The organism is Micromonospora sp. NPDC002296, from assembly GCF_040296145.1.
Lineage (GTDB): Bacteria > Actinomycetota > Actinomycetes > Mycobacteriales > Micromonosporaceae > Micromonospora.
This window is the reverse complement of record NZ_JBEOWQ010000011.1, coordinates 146,900-170,374: the sequence shown is the minus strand read 5'-3', so window position 1 is coordinate 170,374 and position 23,475 is coordinate 146,900. Positions and strand designations below refer to the sequence as shown.

General features: G+C 70.9%; 27 protein-coding genes. 10 read left to right on the top strand and 17 right to left on the bottom strand.

What is annotated here, in order from left to right:
* Positions 1–561 precede the first annotated feature (561 nt).
* From ABT023_RS12565 to ABT023_RS12550, 4 genes are all read left to right on the top strand, one after another.
* Positions 562–1,044 carry a DUF4365 domain-containing protein gene (locus tag ABT023_RS12565; RefSeq protein ID WP_350884632.1) on the top strand — a complete coding sequence of 161 codons (483 nt, stop codon included), beginning with the start codon at positions 562–564 and terminating at the stop codon, positions 1,042–1,044.
* Positions 1,041–2,228 carry a hypothetical protein gene (locus tag ABT023_RS12560; RefSeq protein ID WP_350884630.1) on the top strand — a complete coding sequence of 396 codons (1,188 nt, stop codon included), beginning with the start codon at positions 1,041–1,043 and terminating at the stop codon, positions 2,226–2,228. Before ABT023_RS12565 ends, ABT023_RS12560 begins: the two co-directional genes overlap by 4 nt.
* A 149-nt stretch (positions 2,229–2,377) precedes the next feature.
* Positions 2,378–3,466 (top strand): restriction endonuclease, encoded by a 1,089-nt coding sequence (locus ABT023_RS12555; protein ID WP_350884628.1) that lies wholly within the window; start codon positions 2,378–2,380, stop codon positions 3,464–3,466.
* Between the two features lie 1,049 nt (positions 3,467–4,515).
* Positions 4,516–5,934, top strand: coding sequence for an alpha/beta fold hydrolase (locus tag ABT023_RS12550; protein ID WP_502890656.1), 1,419 nt, complete (start codon positions 4,516–4,518; stop codon positions 5,932–5,934).
* 63 nt (positions 5,935–5,997) lie between these two features.
* Here the strand turns inward: ABT023_RS12550 and ABT023_RS12545 are convergent, their stop codons facing one another.
* A complete protein-coding gene (locus tag ABT023_RS12545; protein ID WP_350884625.1) occupies positions 5,998–6,423 on the bottom strand; it encodes a hypothetical protein in 426 nt (141 codons plus the stop codon).
* Between the two features lie 127 nt (positions 6,424–6,550).
* Complete coding sequence (locus ABT023_RS12540; RefSeq protein WP_350884622.1) at positions 6,551–7,033, bottom strand: GNAT family N-acetyltransferase; 483 nt, start codon at positions 7,031–7,033, stop codon at positions 6,551–6,553.
* Positions 7,034–7,123: 90 nt separating this feature from the next.
* Here ABT023_RS12540 and ABT023_RS12535 point away from each other — a divergent pair, with 90 nt between their 5' ends.
* A complete protein-coding gene (locus ABT023_RS12535; RefSeq protein WP_350884620.1) occupies positions 7,124–7,456 on the top strand; it encodes an FYVE zinc finger domain-containing protein in 333 nt (110 codons plus the stop codon).
* A gap of 55 nt (positions 7,457–7,511) precedes the next feature.
* Here the strand turns inward: ABT023_RS12535 and ABT023_RS12530 are convergent, their stop codons facing one another.
* From ABT023_RS12530 to ABT023_RS12480, 11 genes are all read right to left on the bottom strand, one after another.
* Entirely contained in the window at positions 7,512–8,459 is a 948-nt protein-coding gene (locus ABT023_RS12530; RefSeq protein ID WP_350884618.1) for a GlxA family transcriptional regulator, read from the bottom strand.
* A gap of 5 nt (positions 8,460–8,464) precedes the next feature.
* On the bottom strand, positions 8,465–9,187 hold the full coding sequence (locus ABT023_RS12525; protein WP_350884616.1) for an isochorismatase family protein: 723 nt from the start codon (positions 9,185–9,187) through the stop codon (positions 8,465–8,467).
* Between the two features lie 160 nt (positions 9,188–9,347).
* Complete coding sequence (locus ABT023_RS12520; protein ID WP_350884614.1) at positions 9,348–10,097, bottom strand: lysophospholipid acyltransferase family protein; 750 nt, start codon at positions 10,095–10,097, stop codon at positions 9,348–9,350.
* A gap of 213 nt (positions 10,098–10,310) precedes the next feature.
* The gene (locus ABT023_RS12515; protein ID WP_350884612.1) at positions 10,311–12,371 is read right to left on the bottom strand and encodes an amylo-alpha-1,6-glucosidase; all 2,061 of its coding nucleotides are present in this window, start codon (positions 12,369–12,371) and stop codon (positions 10,311–10,313) included.
* Entirely contained in the window at positions 12,371–12,742 is a 372-nt protein-coding gene (locus ABT023_RS12510) for an SCP2 sterol-binding domain-containing protein (protein WP_350884609.1), read from the bottom strand. Before ABT023_RS12510 ends, ABT023_RS12515 begins: the two co-directional genes overlap by 1 nt.
* A gap of 155 nt (positions 12,743–12,897) precedes the next feature.
* Positions 12,898–13,314, bottom strand: coding sequence for a CBS domain-containing protein (locus ABT023_RS12505; RefSeq protein ID WP_350884607.1), 417 nt, complete (start codon positions 13,312–13,314; stop codon positions 12,898–12,900).
* A gap of 129 nt (positions 13,315–13,443) precedes the next feature.
* Complete coding sequence (locus tag ABT023_RS12500) at positions 13,444–13,884, bottom strand: PPOX class F420-dependent oxidoreductase (RefSeq protein ID WP_350884605.1); 441 nt, start codon at positions 13,882–13,884, stop codon at positions 13,444–13,446.
* A gap of 97 nt (positions 13,885–13,981) precedes the next feature.
* The gene (locus ABT023_RS12495; RefSeq protein ID WP_350884603.1) at positions 13,982–15,007 is read right to left on the bottom strand and encodes an aspartate-semialdehyde dehydrogenase; all 1,026 of its coding nucleotides are present in this window, start codon (positions 15,005–15,007) and stop codon (positions 13,982–13,984) included.
* A 288-nt stretch (positions 15,008–15,295) separates the two neighbouring features.
* Positions 15,296–16,642 (bottom strand): M16 family metallopeptidase, encoded by a 1,347-nt coding sequence (locus ABT023_RS12490; protein WP_350884601.1) that lies wholly within the window; start codon positions 16,640–16,642, stop codon positions 15,296–15,298.
* A gap of 85 nt (positions 16,643–16,727) precedes the next feature.
* Complete coding sequence (locus ABT023_RS12485; RefSeq protein WP_350884599.1) at positions 16,728–18,020, bottom strand: M16 family metallopeptidase; 1,293 nt, start codon at positions 18,018–18,020, stop codon at positions 16,728–16,730.
* Positions 18,021–18,196: 176 nt separating this feature from the next.
* Positions 18,197–18,412: a hypothetical protein gene (locus ABT023_RS12480; RefSeq protein WP_350884598.1), complete on the bottom strand. Its 216-nt coding sequence runs from the start codon at positions 18,410–18,412 to the stop codon at positions 18,197–18,199.
* 269 nt (positions 18,413–18,681) lie between these two features.
* On the opposite strand from ABT023_RS12480, the gene ABT023_RS12475 reads away from it, so the two are divergent.
* The 3 genes from ABT023_RS12475 to ABT023_RS12465 all read left to right on the top strand — a co-directional run bounded on the left by ABT023_RS12475 (position 18,682) and on the right by ABT023_RS12465 (position 20,569).
* The gene (locus ABT023_RS12475) at positions 18,682–19,776 is read left to right on the top strand and encodes a 3-deoxy-7-phosphoheptulonate synthase (RefSeq protein WP_350884596.1); all 1,095 of its coding nucleotides are present in this window, start codon (positions 18,682–18,684) and stop codon (positions 19,774–19,776) included.
* 247 nt (positions 19,777–20,023) lie between these two features.
* Complete coding sequence (locus ABT023_RS12470) at positions 20,024–20,266, top strand: hypothetical protein (protein ID WP_502890658.1); 243 nt, start codon at positions 20,024–20,026, stop codon at positions 20,264–20,266.
* A 102-nt stretch (positions 20,267–20,368) separates the two neighbouring features.
* Positions 20,369–20,569: a hypothetical protein gene (locus ABT023_RS12465; protein WP_350884594.1), complete on the top strand. Its 201-nt coding sequence runs from the start codon at positions 20,369–20,371 to the stop codon at positions 20,567–20,569.
* A gap of 54 nt (positions 20,570–20,623) precedes the next feature.
* Here the strand turns inward: ABT023_RS12465 and ABT023_RS12460 are convergent, their stop codons facing one another.
* The 3 genes from ABT023_RS12460 to ABT023_RS12450 form a co-directional block, all read right to left on the bottom strand.
* Positions 20,624–21,181, bottom strand: a complete 558-nt coding sequence (locus tag ABT023_RS12460; RefSeq protein ID WP_350884593.1) for a DUF1360 domain-containing protein — start codon at positions 21,179–21,181, stop codon at positions 20,624–20,626.
* A gap of 65 nt (positions 21,182–21,246) precedes the next feature.
* Entirely contained in the window at positions 21,247–21,582 is a 336-nt protein-coding gene (locus ABT023_RS12455; RefSeq protein ID WP_350884591.1) for a hypothetical protein, read from the bottom strand.
* A complete protein-coding gene (locus tag ABT023_RS12450) occupies positions 21,582–21,908 on the bottom strand; it encodes a DUF6158 family protein (RefSeq protein ID WP_350884589.1) in 327 nt (108 codons plus the stop codon). Before ABT023_RS12450 ends, ABT023_RS12455 begins: the two co-directional genes overlap by 1 nt.
* A gap of 120 nt (positions 21,909–22,028) precedes the next feature.
* Here ABT023_RS12450 and ABT023_RS12445 point away from each other — a divergent pair, with 120 nt between their 5' ends.
* Both ABT023_RS12445 and ABT023_RS12440 read left to right on the top strand, forming a co-directional pair.
* Entirely contained in the window at positions 22,029–22,490 is a 462-nt protein-coding gene (locus ABT023_RS12445; protein ID WP_350884587.1) for a hypothetical protein, read from the top strand.
* Positions 22,491–22,540: 50 nt separating this feature from the next.
* Positions 22,541–22,867 carry a DUF3817 domain-containing protein gene (locus ABT023_RS12440; protein WP_350884585.1) on the top strand — a complete coding sequence of 109 codons (327 nt, stop codon included), beginning with the start codon at positions 22,541–22,543 and terminating at the stop codon, positions 22,865–22,867.
* A gap of 16 nt (positions 22,868–22,883) precedes the next feature.
* Here ABT023_RS12440 and ABT023_RS12435 read toward each other — a convergent pair whose 3' ends face one another.
* Positions 22,884–23,369, bottom strand: coding sequence for a DUF6232 family protein (locus ABT023_RS12435; protein ID WP_350884583.1), 486 nt, complete (start codon positions 23,367–23,369; stop codon positions 22,884–22,886).
* Positions 23,370–23,475 lie beyond the last annotated feature (106 nt).

Sequence of the window (23,475 nt, the reverse complement as noted above, 5' to 3'; positions counted from 1 at the left end):
GATCACCGCCCACGCCTCGTCAGTCAGTTCGCCACGACGCACCACCGGCACATCGTCAACGATCAACCACTACAAGATCGGCAGGACACGCCCTAGGCCGGGCGGCTCCCCTTGCGGTTCTCCCGCAGCCAGGCAATGGCACTGCCCGCTGCGACCAGCGTGCAGGATCCGAAGGTCACGGGCACCCACCACGGCCCGTCCGGGTCCAACGCCGAAGCGACCGTCAGCCATAGGCAAAGCAGAGCGAGCAAAGACCAGGCGATCGGAAACCACGGCTTACCTCGTTGAGCTGCCAACACGAGCCCTTCCCTAGGCTGAGACTCCGGGTGATCCGCGTCAGTCTATGGAGCCGATCGGTCCAACATCAGGGCTCCGACGCCTCTGGTTTGCAGTCAGCCAGTGTGGACACCACCGCTGTCGGGTTTTAGTCTCAACCTTTCGGTGGGTAGATCTACATGCGACGGAGCCTCACAATGATCGCTCCGGACTGTAGGGGGAGCCATGTCTGTCGCTGTCGATGACCCAACTCCACTGCGTGGGGATCTGGATCAGAAGCAGTGCATGGAGACCCTGCAGGAGGCATACCTGCATGCCGTGGCTGCGGCAGCTCGCTGCTCTCTCTCGAAACCCAATAGGGATCGAGGGATTGACTGGAAGATCAGCCACCAATCGACCGAACATCTCCACGACTTCGAGGTGGATCTCCGGGTACAACTGAAGAGTACGTATCAGGTTGCGCCGGGCAGCCATCTGGATTCGATTCCGATCTCGTTGCCAAACAGTCAGCTAGCCCGCCTGGCGCACTCGCCTGTCATTACTTCGACCATCTTGATTGCAATGCTGGTACCTCGCGACATCGAGCAGTGGATCGAGGTAGGTTCCAACCATATGATGCTCCGCCATTGTTGCTATTGGCGGAACCTTGAAGGACATCCGATTACCGGCAGGGATGAGACGGTCATCAGAGTGCCGACATCTCAGGTCTTTGATGAGTTTGCTCTCTGTGACATCATGCGGCGCATCGGAGCTGGTGGTCGAGCATGACCATCCCGATGGACGCCGTAGCGCTGGATGGCTCGTGGATTAGCCCGAGCCAGACTGTGGCGTATCTTCAGCGCCAAGGTTGGACGATCCGTGGCGGGCGTGAAGGGTTATACCTGCGGCTAGCTCCACCCACCGCCGGTCAAAGTGTTGTGGTTCCGTTGGACGTTGGACATGCCGACTTTCGGAATCTGCTAACCGATGCAGTTGCGGCCGTCGGGGACATCTCCGGCCTTGACTATGAGCGAATGCTCACCCGGCTAGATGTTGGTATCGGCGATCTGGTTCGGTTCCGCAAAGAGATGCCTACCCCACACGGAACGATTCCTTGGTCGTCTGGCCAATCACTTATCGCCTCGTCTACTCGCCTGCTTGAAGCGGCCGCTAAGGCTCAGCGGGAGAAGACCCAGTATTTCGGAAACAAGCACTGGACCTCTGCCAAGGCGTACATGAACAGCGTCCGGATGGGACAGACGGAGATAGGCAGCTATGTCGTCACGGCGCTAACTCCCGTAGGTGACATCGCCGGGGTAGACGTACCGTTGCCGGGCTTCGGCGAGGCCCTGACCGGCCGCGAGGTTACACGCACGTTGGTGTCGAGTCTGGAAGCCACCCGGGAAGCAACAGACCAGTTCAACCGGACCTCATCCAGTGCCGCCTTTGATGAAGCAGTCCAGTACGGGGTCTCATACGAGCTGACGCAGGCCCTAGCCCGGCTCGTCGCCAACTCGGACGGGGCCGAGGTCGGCGTGGAGTGGCGGGACTGGCGGGAAGACGCACCCGGTCCGACCTACGTCCAGTTCGAGCCGTCGGACGTCACCGCCCTTGAGAGCGCCAGTACGCGGTTCGCCCGGACCGAGCCTTCAGTCGGCGTCACGGCACTCGGGACGGTGACATTGCTCGACCGACCCAGGCCCGGCACTGCGGGCGTGATCCGCTTGAACGTCATCGAAGGATCGCAAGCCAAGAAGCTCCGGGTCCGGCTACCTGAAGAGTTGTACGACCAGGCAATCCAGGCTTTCCGGGAAGGGCTTGCGATGCGCCTGTCTGGCCGGCAGGAGAAGGAGGGACGGCTGTACTGGCTGTACGACCCGCAAGGGATCGACCTCGTTGAAGTCACCTCGGCAGTAGAGCCTGATCCTGCCGTGCAGGACAGCGACGACGACCTCGATCGGCCTCTGTTCTAGGCAAACACTTCCGAGATGAACCATCTCGCATCTCGGCAACCATTTGCCCAGCTCAGAGACACACATGCCGAGATGCGGAGATGTTTCGACCTCCCTCCGCATCGCAACCGTGCGCCCACCTCTGGGCCCCAGTCGGTAGATTGAGAGACGTGGGAAGATTTGGAATAACCCGCTCCCAGCTTCGCGAGGAACTTGCAGATCTTGTCGGGGTTCGCGTTGGCCTGGCCGTAGGCATTGAAGAGCTAGACCCCCTGATCAACAAGGAGCTTCCGGATCTAGGACCGAACCCACTAGACGGCCATCACATGCGATCGGCCGAACTTAATTCAGTAGCCTTCGAGGCACTAAGTAAATTCGGCGACCCCTGGACGGAGTTCGGCCCTTACCCGCGCGCCGAAGCATGGCGTCGGCTAGGCAAGGATGCTGCAATCTTCATTGGCATGAGAGACGAAATTCATTCGCAGGCCCACCTCAACGAGGCAAATACGGGTAACTGGCGACACCCATACGATCCAATTCGCTGCAGAAGCTCGAAACAATCCGACCCATACGCATCCGTAGACTTGTTTCTCCACTACGCAGATCTGACGAAGATCGACAGGGCGGCCCTAGAGAAACGGGTTACTTCTAGATTCGGCGACTACGGCTCAACAGCATGTCGCATCCTGTTAGCCGCGATAGAAGCAGAGCAGCGCCTCGACTACTGGGGTAGAATCTCGCGGCAAAGCACCTCTGCCTTAGTCGAACTGTCCAGCCTCTTCGATGGCGGGCAGTGGAGCAACGAGAAATCCGACGCACTAGACCAAAGGCTCGTCAATTATCTCGGCGCAAACCTCGACGATGTAACCCGCATACACTGGAGACAGTTCGAGAAACTTGCAGCGACCTTCTTCTTGCACCAGGGCATGCATGTAGAACTGGGCCCAGGCAGCAATGACGACGGGGTGGATTTGCGAATTTGGCCAAGCGCCGAAGCTCTCGACCAGCCACCCCTGATCATTGCACAGTGCAAGAGGCAGCGGCAGAAGGTCTCGAAGGTAGTCATCAAAGCTCTTTGGGCAGACATGTGCGCCGAGAAAGCAGAGCGAGGCCTCATCGTCACATCGTCTACGATTTCACCCGGAGCTGCGCGAACGATTTCGGCTCGCGGTTACGGAATTGATATTGCAGACGGCGCTGCCATTCGCCGATGGATCCAGGAGCTGCGCACGCCCGGAACCGGCATCACTGCCGCGTGAATGCTGTTCAGTGCTACACAGAAGGTGATGCGGGCTTCTCGGCATGGACGGCCGTCGGCCAACCCTCACCCAATAATGCCCGCTCATACTACGACACCCTCGAACTCCTCGCTCTTGGCGCCGACCGCCATGTCCTGACGTGGCCGAGCGGAATAGCGGCGGAGCTGCAAGCCGCACGCCTTGGGAGCGCGGCCGGTGCTGGGCCGCTCAAGGCCGCTTTGATGCATGGGCCCAGGGTTGAACAACCTCGGCGACACTAGCCGCCCTCCTTGACGCCTTTCAGGCTCATCTACCCCGGCTCGGACGTGGAGCTATTTGTGGTGCGAAACGCAGGCCACCAGAGAAGCCAGGGACAGCCGAAGCAAGAGTTTGTGCAGCTAGCGAAGCTGGTGAAGCCAGGGACAAGAACGTGAATACCACTTCTAATCCCAAGGCCACAGGTTCGAATCCTGCCGGATGCACCATCTTCTAGCTGCACAAACAGCCCTCGGGACGATCTCCGAGGTGCTGTCGCTCATCGTGTGGGGACACCATGGGGACAGTGCCTCAGCGGCGACTCTCCCCGCAGCACCGCCAGGCGTAGATGCCGAGCCGTCCTCCTCACGTACTCGCCTGGATCGAACGCACCGGCTCGACAACCTTCATACCCTCCAGCCGCTGCGTCCATAAGGCTTGCCGCATCAGCCAAAGGGCTAGACCAGGAAAAGCATCAGTCCAGTTCCTCGATCTGGACCGAGCATGTATTGCGAAGGCGAGTGAAATCGGAGTTCTTTCCTTGAGAAGTGCGTCGCACAGGTCAACAAGGAGTGCACCTCAAGCTCCCTTTCGGGTTCTTGTCCAGCTATCTTCAGAAAATCCACATCTTGCTTTCTGATCACCGCGCAGTCACGGCGGGTGCCCGAATTCGTCGAACCTCCCGGTAGATCACCTGGTGCAAACGCGCCACGGACATCGGGGCTAGCTCCGGGTCCGCCCCGATAGCTTGCCGGCGCGATGGACCTCCACGATGGGCAAGCTTCGTATTTGTTGCGACCATCTGGGGAGCTGCTGTGACGTACCGAAGTCTTGCCGCCGGCCTCGTCATGATCCTGGCCGGGGCGCTCGTCGTCGCCGCGCCGCCGGCTGCGTCAGGGGCGGACCATCGAAGAGCGACATTGGCGTGGGGGCAATGCCCCGACGACATTCCGGGAGTCCCGGTGGATCCGGTGGTGCAATGTGCGGCGCTGAGGCTGCCGGTGGATTGGTCCAGGCCGCGCGGTGCCACGTTCGACCTGGCGGTGGCGCGCCGTCCCGCCCGCGATCAGGCGAAACGGGTGGGTTCGCTGGTGTTCGGCCCCGGAGGGCCGGGCGATTCCGGCGTGGAACGGGTCCGGCGGGGAGACCGGTTCAGTGATGAGCTTCTCGACAAGTTCGATATCGTCAGTTTCGACCCGCGGGGGGTTGGTCGGAGTGCCGCGCCCCGTTGTTCCCCGAGCCCAACCGTGCCGAAGCCACCGCTGCTGCTGGGCAGCCAGGCCGACTTCGACGCCACGATCACCTACAACCAGGCGCTGTGGGCGAACTGTCGCCCGACGAGCCCGGTTTTCGATCACGCCGACACGCTGAGTACCGTCCACGACCTCGACGCGATCAGGCGGGCACTCGGCGAGTCACGGCTGACCTTCCATGGCAGCTCATACGGCACGCTGCTCGGCGCGCAGTACGCGGAGCGGTTTCCGCACCGCGTCCGGGCAGTCGTCCTGGAGGGCGTGTTCGACCACAGCCTCGACGTGCCGTCGTTCGTCCGGTCGCAGGCGGCGACGTTGCAGGACTCGTTCGACGAGTTCGTGGCGTGGTGTGACCGCTCGACCGACTGCGTCTTGCACGGAACCGATGTGCGGGCGATCTGGGCGGACGTGCTCGCCCGCGCGGACGAGGGCGAGTACGCGCCGAGCACCGCGTTCGACATCACCGTGCTCCCGCTCGGCATGCTCAACGTGCCGAAATGGACGGACCTCGCGCAGGTGATCAAAGGACTGAGTGACGGTGTCGCACCGGCGCCGAGAAGTCTTCCGGTGGCCACCGCCGTCTTCTGCGCGGATTGGCCCGTGCACGTGCGTGACTACGACGAGTACGCCACACTCGTGCGCCTGGCTGCGGCTGCCGCGCCGGACGTGCGGTACGGCGCCGGGCTGATCGCCGTACAGACATGTCTCGGCTGGCCGACACCTGTGCGCAACCCTCCACACGAACTCCACGTGACCGGCAACGCACGGCTGCTGCTGCTCAACGCGCTGCATGATCCACGCACCGGATACGAGTGGGCCACGAACGTCGCAGAACAGCTCGGGAAGCACGGCCGGCTGCTCACCTACGAGGGTTGGGGACACGGTTCGTACCAGCGAACCGCGTGCACCATCGGCACGGTCGACAGGTATCTGGTCGACCTCGTCCTCCCCGAAGCCGGCGCCCGCTGCCCCGCCGCATAAGGAACTGCCCCGCCGCAAAGGAAGCTGTCGTGGCGGCCAAGGTCCACTCGGCCGCCACGACCCTCACCCGTAGGGCGGGCCGGACGGGCCGGACGTGGAGATCGCCGCGAGCGCCTCTCGGCACGCCCCGGCCACCGCCTGGGAGACGGCGGCGCAGTCCCGGGGCGCGCACCGCTCGGCGATGCGGCGGGCCAGCACGTCGAGGTACGGGGCGAGCGCCCCGGCCGTCGAGTCACGCCCGATCTCCGAGGCCGGTACGACGACGTTGACGGTGAGCCGCCGCCGGACGGCCGAGTACCGGAGGTTGTGCACCCCGCCGTCGCCCTCGGCGCTCGTGATCGATCCGCCCAGGGTGAGGAAGATGTCGACCTCGTCGAGGCCGTCGATCACGATCCGCCCGAACGACTCCTTCAGCGCCCGGCGCAGCACGACCGGCTCCTCCGGGGCCCGTTCGGGACCGCCGAGGCGGGCTCTGACCGTGACTCTCACGGCACCATCATCCTGTACAGGTCGGCCAGACCGTCGCCCGGCCGACCGGGACAACGGGGTGAGAGGCCCAGCCCGGGCGGTAGCCCGCAGGCGCTCCGCGCCGGGTCGGGCCGACGCCGCCCGACCATCACGTGACGGCGAGGAACGCGGCCAGGTCCAGTTCGCCGACGGTCTGTCCGCCGCTGTGCTCTCCGTTCACCCGGAATCCGAGCCGCAGGTAGAACTCCTCCGGCCCGTCGTCGCCCGGCTCCCACGTCGTGTGGATCCGGGTCTCCCCGCGCCGCCGCGCCTCCTCGGCCACGGACCGGACGGCGAAGCGCCCGTACCCGCGCCCCTGCTTCTCGGCGGCGATGTTCAGTCGCCACAGCCCGGACCGCAGGTCGGTGGGGGTGTCCTCCCGCCACGGGATGCGGAAGAAGCCCATCAGGAAGCCGACCAGCTCATCGCCGTCGTAGACGAGCCGGGGCCAGGCGACATCCGGCCAGGCGTACGCCTCGGCCAACGACCGGGCGACCGGCTCGACCAGGTGTTCCTGGTCCGGCCGCACCCTCAGGTCGCACGCGGCATCGACGTTGCCCGGCGTGATCTTCTCCAGGTGCAGGGACGACATGCCGGCACCCTACCGACCACCCCGCCCCACCGCCCCCGGGCGGTCGGGCACCGCCCCCGGGCGGTCTGTGTCGGGCGCTACCGTGGGTCGGTGACGATGCAGCCGCCACCCGACCCGATCGAGGCGATGGAGCAGTTCCTGGCCCGGATCGCCCCCTACGACGATCCCGATGCCGAGCCCGTCGCGACGGTCGACCTGCGGGTGGGCCGGCTGCACGGCAGCTTCCGGCTGACCGACCGGTCCACCCGGGCGCTCGCCGAGGCGCTGGGCCGGTGGAGCGACCCGGACGACGCCGGCCGGTGCGGCGAATGCGGCGGGCCGGTGAGCCGGGACCTGGTGTGCCGCGCGTGCGGCCGGCTGGACGGCATCTTCGGCAGCACGGTCGCGCACCACGCGGCGCAGGTCGCCCGGCGCGAGGGCTGACCGGCCCCTTCCCCGTGGCCCGACGGGCCACGACGGGCACGCCTGGCAGCCGGTGTCAGCGGGCCTGCCGTGTCACGGCCACCGGGGCGTCGGTGGAGCGGACGCGGGCGCGCAGGCGGCGCAGCATCCGGGCGTCGCCGAAGCCGACCGCGTGGGCGGCGGCCTCGACGGTGGCGCCGTGGCCGATCAGGTGCTCGGCGCGTTCCACCCGCAGCTGCTGCTGGTAGCCGAGCGGGGTCAGCCCGGTGGCCTGCCGGAACAGCCGGGTCAGGGTGCGCCCCGCGATGCCCCCGGCGGCGGCCAGGTCGGCCAGGGGCAGCCGGTCCGGGTACCGGGCGTCGATCAGGTCCTGCGCCCGGTGCACCGCGTCGGACAGGTGCGACCTGTGCCGCATCATGGCGCTGGCCTGCTGCTCGTCGCCGTTGCGCCGGGCGTACACCACCAGGGTGCGGGCGATCCGGGCGGCGGCGGACGGGCCGTGCCGGGTGGCCACCAGGTGCAGCGCCACGTCGATGCCGCTGGCGATGCCGGCTGAGGTGACCACCCGGTCGTCCACCACGTAGAGCACGTCGCGGACCACCCGGGCCGCCGGGAAGCGGCGGGCCAGGTCGTCCTGCACGTCGTGGTGGGTGGTGCAGCGCCGGCCGTCGAGCAGGCCGGCCCGGCCGAGGGCGTACGCGCCGGCGCAGACGCTGGCGACGGTGCCGCCTGCGGAGTGGTGGCCGGCCAGCCAACGCAGCCCCGTCGGGTCGACCGGCCCCTGCGGACCGTGGGCGCTGGTCCGCCACCCGGGTACGACCAGCAGGTCGTCCCGGTCCAGCTCCGGCCATCCGACCTCGGCCCGCAGCGGTACGCCCTGCACGGTCGGCACCTCGGGCCGCTCCGCGACGTAGTGCAGCCGGTAGTCGTACCCGAAATCGGCGGCGGTGGAGAAGACCTGGGCCGGGCCGGCCAGGTCCAGCAGGTGCAGCTGCGGCACCAGTAGGAAGACGACCCGGCCCACCGGCGTCAGCCCCGCGCACCCGGCACGGCGAGGTCCAGCTCCCCCGCCGGCCCGGCGGTCCGCGGCTCTCCGGCGGGCACGCCCGTCGCCCGTCCATGAGCCGGCACGGCGGTGCGCGGCTCCCCGGCCGGCTTCCCCGTCGCGTCGGCGGTCAGCTCGGCGACGGTGCGGATGGTGGCGAACCGGCCGGCGAGGGCGTACTCGGTCCGGGCGGTCATCTCCTCGGCCGGGAGGGTGCGCGGGTCGGCGAGGATCTCCGCCAGGGGAGCGTCCGCCGGCAGGTCCCGGTGCGGGGTGGGGAAGGTGACTGTCGCATCGGTCACGAAGGTGATCCGGTAGCCGAGGTCGAAGCCGAGCCGGGCGGTCGTCTCGACGCACTGCTCGGTGCGGATCCCGCAGACGGTCAGGTCGGTGACCCCGGCGACGGTGAGCAAATGCTGGAGGTTGGTGGTGGTGAAGGCGTTGTGCGCGGTCTTGACCAGCGTCGGCTCCCCCGCCGCCGGGCTGAGGCCGTCGATCAGCCGGACGTGGCCGCTCTCCGGGTCGAAGACGGTGCCGGTGCCGGGCTCGGCGTGCAGCACCCAGACGACGAGGTCGTCCCGGGCCCGGGCGGCGTCGACCAGCCGGGCGACCCGGGCGACGATGTCGGGCCGGGACGCGTGCGCCCAGATCGGGCGCTGCCGGAAGGACTCCTGGACGTCGATGATGAGCAGTGCGGATCTCGTCATGCGGGGAATCCTCGCCGGGCGGCCGGCGCGGCGGCAGGCACCATCGCGCCCGGCTGCGGAACGATCCGGCCAAGGAACGGTCCGGCCAACCGGCCAGCCTCCCGACCGGAAGGCCCGCCCACTGGGGCAGCCCGCCAGCCGGCCGGACCGCCGGTCGTTCTCAGGCGGCCGGGGTACGCCGGGCGGGCCGGTCCAGCGCGGCGGCCTCCTCCAGGGTCGGCGCGGTGCCGCCGAGGTGCGCCGGCAGCCACCAGGTGTCGTCGGGGCCGGCCGGCGAGTCCGGGTACTCCCGCTGGGCCCGGTCGACCAGGGCGGTCAGCCGGGTCTTCAGCTCGGCGCTCATCTCGTTCGCGTCGGGGTACGCGGCCGGGTCGATCGGCTCGCCGACGAGGATGGTGATCGGGGTGTGCCGGCGGGTGAGGGTGCGCGGCCGACCCTTCGTCCAGAGCCGCTGGGTGCCCCAGAGCGCGACCGGCAGCAGCGGCACGCCGGCCTCCTGCGCCATCCGGGCCGCCCCGTTCTTGAGGTCCTTCACCGTGAACGACCGGCTGATCGTGGCCTCCGGGAAGACGCCCACGATCTCGCCGCTGCGCAGCGCGTCCACCGCCGCGCTGTACGAGCCGGCACCGGCTCGCCGGTTCACCGGGATGTGCTTCATGCCGCGCATCAGCGGGCCGGAGATCTTGTGCGCGAACACCTCGTGCTTGGCCATGAACCGGACCAGGCGGCGGGACTCGTGCGCCCCGTACCCACAGAAGATGAAGTCCAGGTAACTCACGTGGTTGCTGGCCATGACCGCGCCGCCGGTGCGGGGCACGTGGTGCTTGCCCTCGACGGTCAGGCGCAGGTCGAGAACCCGGAACATCGTCTTGGCGGCGGTGATCACGGGCGGGTACACGAGTTCCGGCATCCGGCGACTTTACCCTGCTGGGGGCCGGACCATGTCAGGGCCGCGCGCCGCCGCCCACGGCGGACGGCTGACCCGTTTCTGCCCCCGGCCGAGCGCTCTGGCGCCCCGGGTCGCGGCAGACCGCACGGAATCAGTGCCCTCGGACGACGCACGGGGGCACTGATTCCGTGGTTCTGCGCGGCGGAAGCGGTTCAGTGCGGCGGGCACTGTGGGTCAGGTGGAGAGTTGGTGCAGGTTCAGGCGGCCTCGGGCGAAGGCGTCGACCCGGCCCCAGCGGCCCGGGATGTCCAGCACCTCGATCCGCCCCATGCCGATCGGCAGGCGCGGCTCGACCGACAGGTGTCCCCCGTGCGGCTCGATGCCCAGCATGGTGCGCAGCAACAGCATCGGGGTGCCGGTCGACCAGGCCTGCGGGCTGCACGCCGTCGGATACTCGACGGGGAACTTGGTCAGCTCCCGGTGGTACCCGCCGAACGCCTCGGGCAGCCGCCCGTCGAAGTAGCTGGCGGCGGCGAGAATACCGTCGGCGATGGTCGCGGCCTCCTCCGCGAAGCCGTACCGGCGCAGCCCCCAGGCGATGAACGAGTTGTCGAACGGCCAGATCGTGCCGTTGTGGTAGCCGATCGGGTTGTACCGGGCCTCCCCCTCGGCCAGCGTCCGCACGCCCCAGCCGGAGAACAGCCGCGGCCCGACCAGGTGCTCGGCGAGCTTCTCGGCCCGGTCATGGTCGACGATGCCGCTCCACAGCAGGTGGCCGATGTTCGAGCTGAGCACGTCCGCCGGCCGTCCGTCCGGGTCCAGGGCGAGGGCGAAGTACTCCCCGTCCTCCACCCACCAGTCGCGGTTGAAGCGCTCCTTGAGCTGCGCCGCCTCCCGCTCCAACTGCTCGGCGAACGCCGGGTCGTCCCAGAACTCGCGCGCCATCCGGGCGGCCCGGACCTTCGCGTCGTACGCGTACCCCTGCACCTCGCAGGTGGCCCGGGGGAACGGCGGCAGCGTGCCGTCACGGTACGAGATGGAGTCCCAGGAGTCCTTCCAGCACTGGTTCTCCAGGCCGGTGTCGGTGTTGCGCCGCTCGTACCAGATGTAGCCGTTGCCGACCAGATCGGCGTAGCTGTCGATCCACCTCAGCGCAGCCCGGCACTCCTGCTCCAACTCCCGGACCAACGCCACGTCCCCGGTCCACCGCTCGTACTCGTCGAGCAGCACCACGAACAGCGGCGTCGCGTCCACCGAGCCGTAGTACGGCGAGTGCGGCTGCTCCTCGAACGCGGCCGTCTCGCCGTAGCGCAGCTCGTGCAGGATCCGCCCCGGGTCCTCGTCCCGGAAGTCGTCGAACCGGGTGCCCTGCAACGATCCGAGCAGGCGCAGCGTGGTCCGGGACAGGTCCGGGGCGAACGGCATGGCCTGTAGGCAGGTCAGGATGCTGTCCCGGCCGAACATGGTCATGAACCAGGGCAGTCCGGCCGCGGGCAGCATCTGCCCGCCGAGCGACAGGGGCGAGAAGCGCAGCGCCGCCAGGTCGATCAGGCTCCGCCGGTACGTGCGGGCCAGGTGCTCGCACTCGGAGTTCACCTTCGGCGCGGCGGCGACCCACTCCTCCAGGTCACGCTGGAGGGCCGGCCGCTCGTGGCTGGGCATCCGCAGCCCCATCCGCAGGTCCCGGCCGCCCGGCCCGACCGCGACCGTCTCCACGTCGATGTCCGTGCTCCACTGCCCGTTCGGCTCCAGGTGGACGCTGTACGCGAAGCCGTTGCGGTCGTACCGGGCGGTCTGCGACGAGGAGATCACCGTCTCCCGCCGGAAGTTGCCCCGTCGGTAGCCCAGCCGCAGGCGGTCCGCCTCGGCCTCCGCGTAGGTCTCGCCCTTCTTGTTCAAGATCTCGTCCTTGACCTCGAACAGGTCGGCGAAGTCGGCGCCGGCGTCCATCCTGATCTCCAGGTCGACGGCCTTCTCGTCGTGGTTGAGGATGGTCAACTGCTCGTGGAAGCTGCCGCCGACCGTCCGCTCGCGGATGATCGACAACTTGGCGTCGACGTAATGGGTAGGCATCCCCGGCACCAGGAAGAACCGCGCCTCGTAGTACTGGAGGTCGTCGTAGGAGAGCGCGTTGAGCCGCTCGCCGTTGACCGTCAGCACCCAGCGGGACAGGAACCTGGTGTCGATGGAGAACAGCCCGGTCGGCTCGGAGGGCGTCGCCTCGATGTCGCCGGTGTCCTCCGACACCACGAAGGTGTTGCCGTCGAGGATCCGGACCGTGTTGGCCTGCGCCATCAATACACCTCCCGGTGGAAGAGCCGACGCGGCTCCCGGCTGCCCGGAGGGCCGGGGAAGAGCCGCTCCACCTGCACCACCAGCCGGGCGTCGCCGGTCACCGTCATGTCACCGCGCAGCAACGCCGCCAATCCGTCCTCCCGGCCGGTGGCGAGACCCTCGAACAGCGCCGGGCTGGTCCCGACGACCGTGTCGGCCTCCCGGTCCTCCTGGCTCACCCGGACCCGCCCCCGGTCGATCACCAGCAGCCAGTGCCTGGTCTGCGGCCCCTCGTGCAGGTCGAAACGCAGGGTTCCGGAAACCTTGGTCAGCAGGGGCTCGTAACCCCGCCGGTCCAGGTTCTCGAAGAACCTGGTGGTCGCATCCAGCATCGGGCCCTCTCCTCCCGTCGATCCGCGTTCGACGTCGCAGGAGGGTCCCCGGCCGGTGCGGGGTCAACCTCGCCCGGATCGGGTGAGCGGGTGGGCGCGGGCGCACGACGCGACGCCGGCCCCCGGGCGGGGGCCGGCGTCGCCGCGGCGGACGGTCAGTTGTTGGGCTCGTCGGCGCTGATGTCCGCCAGCACCGACTGCGGCTCGCGCTCGACCGCGAGGTCGCCCATCGAGATCAGGCCGACCAGCCGCCCGTCGTCGATCACCGGCAGCCGGCGTACGGCGTAGGTGCGCATCAGGTCGGCGGCGGCCACCGTGTCGTCGTACTGGCTCACCGTGATCACGTCCCGGCTGGTGATCTGGTTGAGCCGGGTCGAGGTCGGGTCCAACTGCTCGGCGACGCCCCGAACCGTGATGTCCCGGTCCGTGACGATGCCGGCCACGTCGGTGCCGTTGGTCACCACCACGTCGCCGATGGCGCTGTCGCGCATCTCCCGCGCCGCGGCGGTGAGCGTCTCGTTGCCGTCCATCGTCACCAACCGGGTCGTCATGAACTCTCCGACCGTTGTCATGGTGCTCCCCTCTCGGTGTCGGCACCCGCGGTCTACCCGCCCGCCCCGAGGGGTAACGCGGACCGGGCCGCCGATGACCGGTGCCCGGTGGAGGGCTCGTGGTTCAGCCAGTTCACCGCGTCGCGGGACTCAGCCGCGCGGTGGCATGCCGTAGAGCCGCTCGACGTGCAGGCGTAGCACCAGCCGCCCCTCGGCGACCATCGCGGCGCGGAAGTCGTCCCAGTCGGGGTGCTCGCCCTGCACGGCCCGGTAGAGCCCGACCAGTTCCTCCACCGTCGCGTCGTCCGGCCGCCGCGCCACCGGGGTCAGCTCGGCCCGCGCCTCGGCCACCGCGTACGCCCAGCCGTCGTCGCTGCTGACGTGGAAGCTGGCCCGGGGGTCCCGGCGCAGGTTGGCGGTCTTGGCCCGCCCGTCGGTGACCGAGACCCGGATCAGCCCGGCCGCCCGGTCGAAGGAGTAGACCACGTTCGACAACTGCGGGCGCCCGTCCCGCTTGATGGTCGCCAGCACGCCCATCCACCGGCCCGCGATGAGCTCGGTGAGGGCGCTCCGGGTCTTCTCGTCCGCCACGGCAGCCTCCAGGTCGGGTCGTCGTACCTGGGTCCATCCAACCCGACGCGCGGCCCGCCGGCCGGCCGACGCGACGGCCCGGCCGGCGGGAGCGGGGTCAGCGGCCCTCGGCGGCGACCAGCTCGGCGAGCTGCACCGCGTTCAGCGCGGCGCCCTTGCGCAGGTTGTCGTTCGAGCAGAACAGGGCGAGGCCGTGCTCCGCAGTCTCGTCGGCGCGGATCCGACCCACGTACGTCGGGTCCTGGCCGGCGGCCTGCAACGGGGTCGGCACGTCGGACAGGGCCACCCCGGGGGCGCCGTCGAGCAGTTCGCGGGCCCGCTGCGGGGTGATCGGCCGGGCGAACCGGGCGTTGATCTGGAGCGAGTGGCCGGTGAAGACCGGGACCCGGACGCAGGTGCCGGAGACCCGCAGCCCGGGGATCTCCAGGATCTTGCGGCTCTCGTCGCGCAGCTTCTGCTCCTCGTCGGTCTCCTCGGAGCCGTCGTCGACGATCGAGCCGGCGAGCGGGAGCACGTTGAACGCGATGGGCCGGGCGAAGACCCGGGGGGCCGGGAACTCCACGGCCGTGCCGTCGAAGGCCAGCCCCGCGGCCTGCTCGGCCACCTTGCGGACCTGCTCGTCCAGCTCGGCCACGCCGGCCAGGCCGGCGCCGGAGACCGCCTGGTACGTCGAGACGACCAGGCCGACCAGCTCCGCCTCGGCGTGCAGCGGGCGCAGCACCGGCATCGCGGCCATCGTGGTGCAGTTCGGGTTGGCGATGATGCCCTTCGGGCGGTTCGCGGCGGCGTGCGGGTTGACCTCGGCGACCACCAGCGGCACGTCCGGGTCCGTCCGGAACGCCGACGAGTTGTCGATCACGACCGCGCCGGACTCGGCGACCCGGGGGGCCAGCTCCTTCGCCGTGCCCTTTCCGGCGGAGAAGAGCACGATGTCCAGCCCGGAGTAGTCGGCGGTCGCCGCGTCCTCGACGGTGACCTCGCCGTCCCGCCACGGCAGGGCGCGCCCCGCCGAGCGGGCGGAGGCGAACAACCGCACCTGCTCCGCCGGGAACTCGCGCTCCGCCAACACCTGCCGCATCACGCCACCGACCTGGCCGGTGGCCCCCACAATGCCGATCCTCATGCCCGCGAGGCTACCCAGGTCGACGCCCCGGCCGGGAACGCTTTCCCACCGCACGGACCCGTCCCGGCAGTGACCCGACCCACCTGGACCAGCGCCGGAACCGCAACGACGACCCCGGCGCGGAGCGTCGCCCGGAAAATCACAGGCGACCCGGCCGCCGGGCCGCAACATCCGCGCCCGGCAGCCGCACGCCCCGTGCCACCGGCCCGGCAGCCGCCACGGCCCGCGCGACGGAGATCACATCTCCCTTCTCCGCGCGGGCCGGTCGGCGGGCCGCCGTCGGGCGGGTCAGCGGGGGGCGTCGACGATCTCGCCGAGGTTGGTGGCGACGAGGTCGTCGCGGATCAGCGCGGCGTCGCCCTCCACCACCAGGGTGAGCGACTCCGGGTGCAGGTGGCCCGCGGCGGCGGCCGAGACCTCGTCGACGTCGGCGGCGAGCAGCGACTCACGCAGCCGGGCGTGGTAGTCGTCCGGCAGGTCGTGCACGACCAGGGTGGTCAGCGCCGACGCGATCGCCCGAGGGCTCTGCAGCTCGACCGAGAGCTGCCCGGCCCGCCAGGACCGGGCCACCGCGAGCTCGTCCTCGGTGACCCCGCCGACCTGGGTACGGCTGATCTCGCCGACCGCCTCCACCAGCGCGGGCGCGGTCACCGCCGTCTGCACGCCCGAGCTGACCGCGAACCGGCCGAACCGGCGGGACGAGGCGAACTCGCCCCGGATGCCGTACGTGTAGCCGCGCACCTCGCGGATCAGGTGGTTGAGCCGGGAGGTGAACGCCCCGCCGAGCACCGTGCCGGCCAGCAACGACGGCACGTGGTCGGGGTGCGCCCGGTGCGGCGCCGGGTGGCCCAGCCGAAGCGTGGACTGCACCGACCCGGGCCGGTCGACCAGGATGATCCGCCGCCCGGCGCGCAGCGACACGTCGATCGGACCGCCCTGGGAGACCGGGCCGCCGCCGGTGCCGGCGAACGCCGCCGCGCCGAGCGCGTCCAGGTCGAGGCGATCCAGGTCGCCGACGACGATCAGGGTGCCGGGACGGAGGAACCACTCGGAGTGGAAGACGGTGATGTCCTCGGGGTCCAGGCCGGCCACCGAGTCCGGGTCCCCGTACATCGGGCGGCCCCACCGGTTCTCCGCGCCGAACAGGTCGGCCCGCAACGCCGCCTCGGCCCGGGGGCCCGGGTTCGCCCAGTCCATCCGCAGGGCGGTGGCCTCGTCGTCGCGGACCCGCCGCACGTCGTCCGGGTCCAGCCGGGGCGTCCGGACGGCCTCGGCGAGCAGCTCCACGGCGGCGGCCAGCCGGTCCACCGGCACCTGGACGCTGACCTGGAACGAGTCCCAGTCCAGCCCGGTCACCAGCTCGGTGCCGAGCCCCTCCACGGCCAGCGCGTACGAGGTGGCGTCCCGCTGCGCGGTGCCCTCCTCCAGGGCCTTGGCCAGCACCGCCCCGAGCCCCTCCCGGCCGGCCGGCTCCCGCCCGGCGCCGGCGTCGAGCAGCAGCAGCGCCACGGCCAGGTTCTGCCCGGGCAGGTGCGCGGCGACGACCTGGCCGCCGGCCACCGAGCGGCGTACCACCTGCGGGAACCGGTAGGGCCGGGCCAGCCCCGGCCCGGGACGGTCGGCGATCAGGCTCATCGGGGTTTCCTTCCGTTCACGACTGCGGGGCCGGCGGACAGCGGATCGCGGCGGCCCACCGGGCGGCGCCGCGCGGTCGTCGGCCTCACGCGCTCTCCTCGGGCAGATATGTCAGGGTCACCCGGTCCTCGGCACGCAGCATCTCGGCGGCGAGCTCGGCGATCTGCTCGGCGGTCACCGCGAGCCAGGCGGGCAGCCGCTCGGCGGCGACGGCCGGATCGCCGAACTGGGTGGCGTACCGGCCGAGAGCGTCGGCGCGTCCGTCGACCGTGGACATCTGCCGCCACCACCCGGTGCTCAGCAGCGCCTTGGCCCGGTCCAGCTCGGCGGCGGTGACCGGCACGGTGGCCAACTCGTCGACCACCTCGGCCACCCCGGCGGCCAGCCGCTCGCCGCTCACCCCGGGACGGGCGGTGGCGGTGGCGATCAGCGGGGCGGGGGCGTGCGCGAGATCCACCCCGTAGGAGCCGACCAGGTCGGGCTGGGCGATCCGCTCGCCGTCGGCGAGGCGCTGGTAGAGCCGGCTGCCCCGGCCGCTGCCCAGCACGGTGGCGAGGACGGTGAGCACGTCGTACCCGGGGGTGCCGAAGGCGTGGGTGCGGTGCGCGACGTAGACGCGGGGGGCGGGCACCGCGGCCGTGACGGTCTCCGCCACCGGCCCGCCGCCGCCCGGCACGTGCCGGCCGTCCGGCGCGGCCGGGATCGACTCCCGGGCCGGGAGTGCGCCGAAGTACTTGTCGGCCAGCGCGAACACCTCGGCCGCGGTGGCGTCACCGACCACGGTCAGCACCGCGTTGTTCGGTGCGTAGTAGGTGCGGTGGAAGTCCTGGAAGGTGGCCAGCCCGGCGGCGTTCAGGTCGGCCATCGACCCGATCGTCGCGTGGTGGTACGGGTGTCCCGGCGGGTAGAGCAGCGGCAGCAGCCGCAGCCACGCGTCGCCGTACGGCACGTTCTCGTAGCGCTGGCGGCGCTCGTTCTTGACCACCTCCCGCTGGTTGTCCAGCGTCTCCTGGGTCAGCGCCGGCACCAGGCCGCCCATCCGGTCGGCCTCCAGCCAGAGCGCCAGCTCCAGGTGCTCGGCCGGGACGGTCTCGAAGTAGTTCGTCCGGTCCGGGTTGGTGGTGGCGTTCAGGGAGCCGCCGGCGCCCTGGACGAGCTTCATGTGCTCGGTCTTCGCCACGTTCACCGAGCCCTCGAACATCAGGTGCTCGAAGAGGTGGGCGAACCCGGTCTGCCCGTCCGGCTCGTGCCGGGAGCCCACGTCGTACCAGAGGTTCACGGCGACCGCGGGGGCGGCGCGGTCCTCGCTCACCACCACGCGCAGGCCGTTGTCCAGTCGGGTCGTTTCGATCGGCCAGGGGTAACCGCTGTCGGGCATGGCCCGACGCTATCCGATCGGGGGGACGGAAAGGTGACGCGCGCGTGGTCGGCGCGGCGGCGGGCCCGCCTGCCGCAGCCCGTCGGGTGCGGCCGGGCGCGGTGACGATCCGGGGTACGCCCGGACCGCCTCCCGCCGGGAGCGCCGGGCGCCGGTCGCGCGCCCGGCGCGCCCGCTCAGTCCGGGGGCTCGACCGGGGGCACCGTTTCCTCCGAGGCGCGCTGCTCCGGCACCGTGTCGGGGGCGGCGTCCCGGTCCTCCTCCCGCAGGTCCGACTCCGTGAGGATGGCGGCGGCCTGGGCCCGCGGGTCGTCGCTGCCGGCGGCGGCCTCCTCGGGCAGCAGGTGGGCCCGGGACTCGATCCGGTCCTGGTCACTGTGAGCATTCGTCATGCGGGCCTCTGTACCCCGTACGCGGCTCGGCGGAACGGGGCGCGCACCTCGTAGTGATCCCGCCGCGTCGGGTATCGTGGTCGCCGTGACGTGGTGCTATCGATGGTTTAGGCGGCCGGCTGGAGGAGCCGGTGACTTCACCATGATCTGACGTCACTCCTCTTCGAGCCGGCTGGGCAGGGACATTGGTTCCTGCCCTTTTGCGTACGAGCAGCCGGCTCGACCCTGGGCGCCGGCCCCGGGGCACGGTCGGCAGAAGGAATCCCACCGTGACCACCCCGGACAACCATCGCGTCATCGACCAACGGATCGATCGCATCGTGCCGTTGACCACCCCGGCCCTGCTGCACCACCACCTGCCCCTGGACGCGCCGCTCACCGAGGCCGTGCTCGACGGCAGGCGCGCGGTCAGCCGGGTGCTCGACCGCGCCGACGACCGGCTGCTGGTGGTGGTCGGCCCGTGCTCGGTGCACGACCCGGCCGCCGCGCTGGACTACGCGGCCAAGCTGCGGACCGTCGCCGACCGGCTCGCCGACGACCTGCTGATCGTGATGCGGGTGTACTTCGAGAAGCCGCGCTCGACGGTCGGCTGGAAGGGCCTGATCAACGACCCCGGGCTGGACGGCTCGGGCGACGTGAACACCGGCCTGCGCACCGCCCGCGCGCTGCTGCTGGACGTGCTGCGGCTGGGCCTGCCGGTGGGCTGCGAGTTCCTCGACCCGATCACCCCGCAGTACATCGCCGACACGGTGGCCTGGGGTGCGATCGGCGCCCGCACCGTGGAGAGCCAGGTGCACCGGCAGCTCGCCTCCGGCCTGTCCATGCCGATCGGCATGAAGAACCGCCCCGACGGCAGCGTCGGCACCGCCGTGGACGCCATCCGGGCGGCCGGCGTCCCGCACGTCTTCCCCGGGATCGACGTCTCCGGCACCCCGGCGATCATGCACACCCGGGGCAACGTCGACGGCCACCTGGTGCTGCGCGGCGGCAACGACGGCCCGAACTACGACGCCGCCTCGGTGGCCGGGGCGCTGGAGCTGCTCCGGGCGGCCGGCCTGCCGGAGCGGGTGGTGGTCGACGCGAGTCACGCCAACAGCGGCAAGGACCACCGCCGCCAGCCGCTGGTCGCGGCCGACATCGCGGACCAGCTCGCCGCCGGCCAGCGCGGCATCGTCGGCATCATGCTGGAGAGCTTCCTGCTCCCCGGCCGGCAGGACCTCGACCCCACCCGCGAGCTGGAGTACGGCCGCTCCGTCACCGACGCCTGCCTCGGCTGGGACACCACGCAGGAGGTCCTCGACACCCTGGCCGCCGCCGTCCACACCCGCCGCACCACGACGGCCCCCCTCGCCCCCCCGGCCTGACCTCCACCCCACCCACCCCGCCCCGGTGATCAAGAGCTTTGCGCCAGCAGTCGCCACCGGACCTGACGCAAAGCTCTTGATCACCGCGCGTGGAGGTGGGTGGGGGTGGGATTCGGTCCCGGGGCTGGGTGGGGTGGGGTGGGGTGGGTTTGACCGTTTCCGGCTCGGGTAGCTGACCGTCGTGACCGACGACCCACCAGTGACGGACGCAGCTGTGGACGACGCCGAGCTGGCCACCGACACCGATCTGCCCGCCGACACCGACCCGACCGGGGACGCCGGGGCGGTCGAGGAGCCGGACACCCGGCTGCTCGACGAGCTGCTCGACGAGATCTACCACGGCCAGGAGCGGATCAGCCAGGCGGACATCTACCGCCGGGCGGTCGCCGCCGAGCTTCCCGCGGCGCTGCTCACCCGGATCGCCGCGCTCCCCCAGGGCGAGTACGCGGTGGACGAGGCTGCCGATCTGCTGGGCGGGTCGGTCGCCTGACGCCTCGGGTGCGGCCGGCACGAGCAGGCCCACGGCGGCCGACGCCGTCACCCGGGCTGACCGCGGCACCGACCCCGCCCCGACCACGGAGAGGACAGCGAGATGACCGATCGCGAGGAGCAGCGGGAGGAGCGCGTCCCGGCGCTCGGCCAGCCGCCGGAGGGCCTGGACACCACGCCCGAGCCGGACTTCGCCGACGAGCACGACATCACCGCCGTCGACCCGGACATCATCACCGGCGACGAGGACGACGAGGAGCGCGAGACGCAGTCCCCGCACGGCTGGTCCGGCATGCAGCGCTGACGCAACGCCGGACGGGTACGGGGAGGCGGCCGGCGGCCCCTCCCCGTACCCGTGTCAGTCCTTGTCGCGTCCGTCGGCCTTGTCGCGACCTCCGTCGGCGGCCTGCTGGGCGATGGCGTAGCCCATCTGGAGGAAGTCGGAGGCCGCCACCGCGGTCAGCGCGGTGGCCACCAGCCGGGTCAGCCGGGGGGCCAGCACCAGGCCGCCGGTGAGCCCGGTGGCCACCCAGACCGCCAGGCAGAACGGGCAGCTCAACAGCTCCCCGATAGCGTGCCGGGTGGGGCTGCCCGAGTCCCGGACCTGCTCCATCACCTCGCCGGAGCCGCTCGGGCGGTCGTACCGGGTGAACGGGGCGCGCAGCGGGCTGGTGATCGCGTCCTTGGACAGCAGCCGGCTGAGCTTGTGGGTGGCGATGGAGAGCAGCACCACGTCCGACGGGCTGGGCCGCTCCGGCACCGGCCGGCCGGTCGCCCGGACCAGTCCGGCGAGCGTCGCGGTCACCCCGGCGTAGGTGCCCATCGCCACCAGGTAGCCACCGAGCGGGCGGTGCTCGTGCGGCGCGTACGCCTGGCGCAGCCGCGCCACCTTCTGCTTCAGGCTGCTGTCGCTCAACCGCGTCTCCTCGTTCTCTGCGCGTGCTGGCGCGCGGCGCGCCGGCAGCGGGTCCGGCTGCCGGCTCAACCGGCGGTCAGGTTGTCGGCCACCTCGCGGGCGAGGTTGACCAGGGTTTCCTCGGCAAGTCCCGGCTCCGCCCGGCCGGATGCCCCGGTCAGGTCGAGCTGGACCCGGGCGCCCCCGGCGTCCGCGGGCTCCACCCGGATCTCGGCCGACCAGCCGGGGGCGGAGGCGCTGGCCCACCGGGCCCGCATCTGCCCGGGGCTGACGTCGGGGCGGCTGCGGCCGTCGGACCGCAGCGGCTGGGGCAGCCAGGCGGCGGCCCGGTCCGGGTCGGTCGCCGTGTTGAACACCACCTCTGGTGGCGCGGACATCCCGCGCTCCGCGTGCTCCGCCATCACTCGTCCCGCAGCCGGGCCGGGTCGACCTCGCGCCCCGGGTGCCGGGCCAGGTACTCGGTCTCCAGTTCCGCCGTGCGACGCAGGTGGTTCGCGAGCGCCGAGTCCGCCGCGTGCCGCAGCGTGTCCAGACGGGTGCGGTGCAGGCTGTGTATCTCGCGGATCAGGTCCTCGTCGGCGAGCTCGGTGGGGTCGATCCCCAGCTCGCCGTCAACGGGCCCGTCGTCGGTGGACATGTCGTGGACGTGGTCGCCGTCCCACTCGGGCATCCGCTGCTCCGGGCTGGCTTCCCTCGGGCCGCCGGTCTGCCGCACTGATTCGGTCATCGTCGCCCCCTCGTCTCGTCTGGGCTGGCGTCTAGACGGATGCCCACACCGGCCACCACCAAACCCCCGAACTACGACGCCGCGTCGGAGAGCGCCCCGACTCCCGGTACCCTCGACCCCATGAAACGGCTCTGGACACCGGCGTGGATCGCCCGCCACGTGGCCATGGTCGTGCTGGTCGTCAGCTTTCTCGGGCTGGGCTGGTGGCAGATCAACCGGGCCTCCGACGGCAACTCCATCAGCTGGGGTTACGCCATCGAATGGCCCGTCTTCGCCGCGTTCGTCTTCTTCGTCTGGTGGCGTGAGCTGCGGCACACCCTGCGCTCCGCCGCCGACGGGCCGCCGGCGGGCGGCGACGAGGCGGGTGAGGCGGGCGAGGAGCAGTCCGGCGGCGACGTCATGGCCGGCGCGGCCCTGTCGTCGTCCGGCGCCCCGACGGGGGTACGCCGACCCGTGCGGGTCGCCCGGGCGTCGGCGGTGCCGGCCGGCGGCCCTGAGGACGCCGACCTGGCCGCGTACAACCGCTACCTGGCATGGCTGAACGCCAATCCGGGCGCCCGGCCCGGTGACTATCCCGGCTGACGCCGGTTCGCGACTACCCGGCCGAGGCCGGTTCGGAAGGACGGACGAAGGTGGGCGGAGCCCTTACCCGGTACCGCGTGATCGCCTGGATCGTGGGCGTGGCGCTGGCAGTGCTGGTCCTGATCGGCATGCCGCTGAAGTACGGGTTCGACGAGAAGACGGTGGTCGCGGTCGTCGGGACCGCCCACGGCTGGCTGTACATGCTCTACCTGGCGGCGACGTTCGACCTGTCCCGCCGGGCGGACTGGCCGCTGAAGCGGATGCTGCTGGTGATGCTCGCCGGCACGGTGCCCTTCGTGTCCTTCTACGCCGAACGGCGGGTGAGTCACTGGCTGGCTCCCGAGCGCGCCCGCACCCCGGAGCCGGTCGCCGGCTGAGGCTGACCCGGCCGGGTCAGCGATCCGGGCGCCAGAACTCCTCCGCGGAGGCCGGCGCGGTGCCCCAGCCGCCGTACCGCACGCCCTCGCGGGCCCGGTGCACGGCGCGGCTGACCTGCCCGAACTGCCGCTGGTCGTCGCTGCTGAACAGCAGCACCCGGACGCCCCGGTGCCAGCTCCACAGCTCGTACGGCGGCGGGCGCCAGCGGGCGCAGACCGCCGCGAGCAGCACGGGCAGCAGGGCCACCGCCCCGAGTGTCAGGTACGCCCCGGCGGTCAGCCGTTGCAGGCCGCCGGTGAAGCCGAGCAGCAGCCCCACCCCGGCGATCATGACGGCGGTCACCGCCACCGCCCGGACGGCGAGCCGGTCGTGTGGGCCCCTGGCGGTGTGCAGGTGGGTCAGGTCGGTGATCGCGAAGCTGCTGCGGCCGACGGTGAACCGGTCCGTCGTGACGACGATCCCGGGCTGGGCGTAGAGCAGGGTAGGGGGCGCGGGGGTCACCCTCGGTGACCGGCGCGGGCGGGTAGCGGAGCCATCTCGGATCACGGCTGTCTCCCACGGCTGAGGGGCCGGGAGCGGTCCCCGCGGCGTCGGTCGACGCCTGACG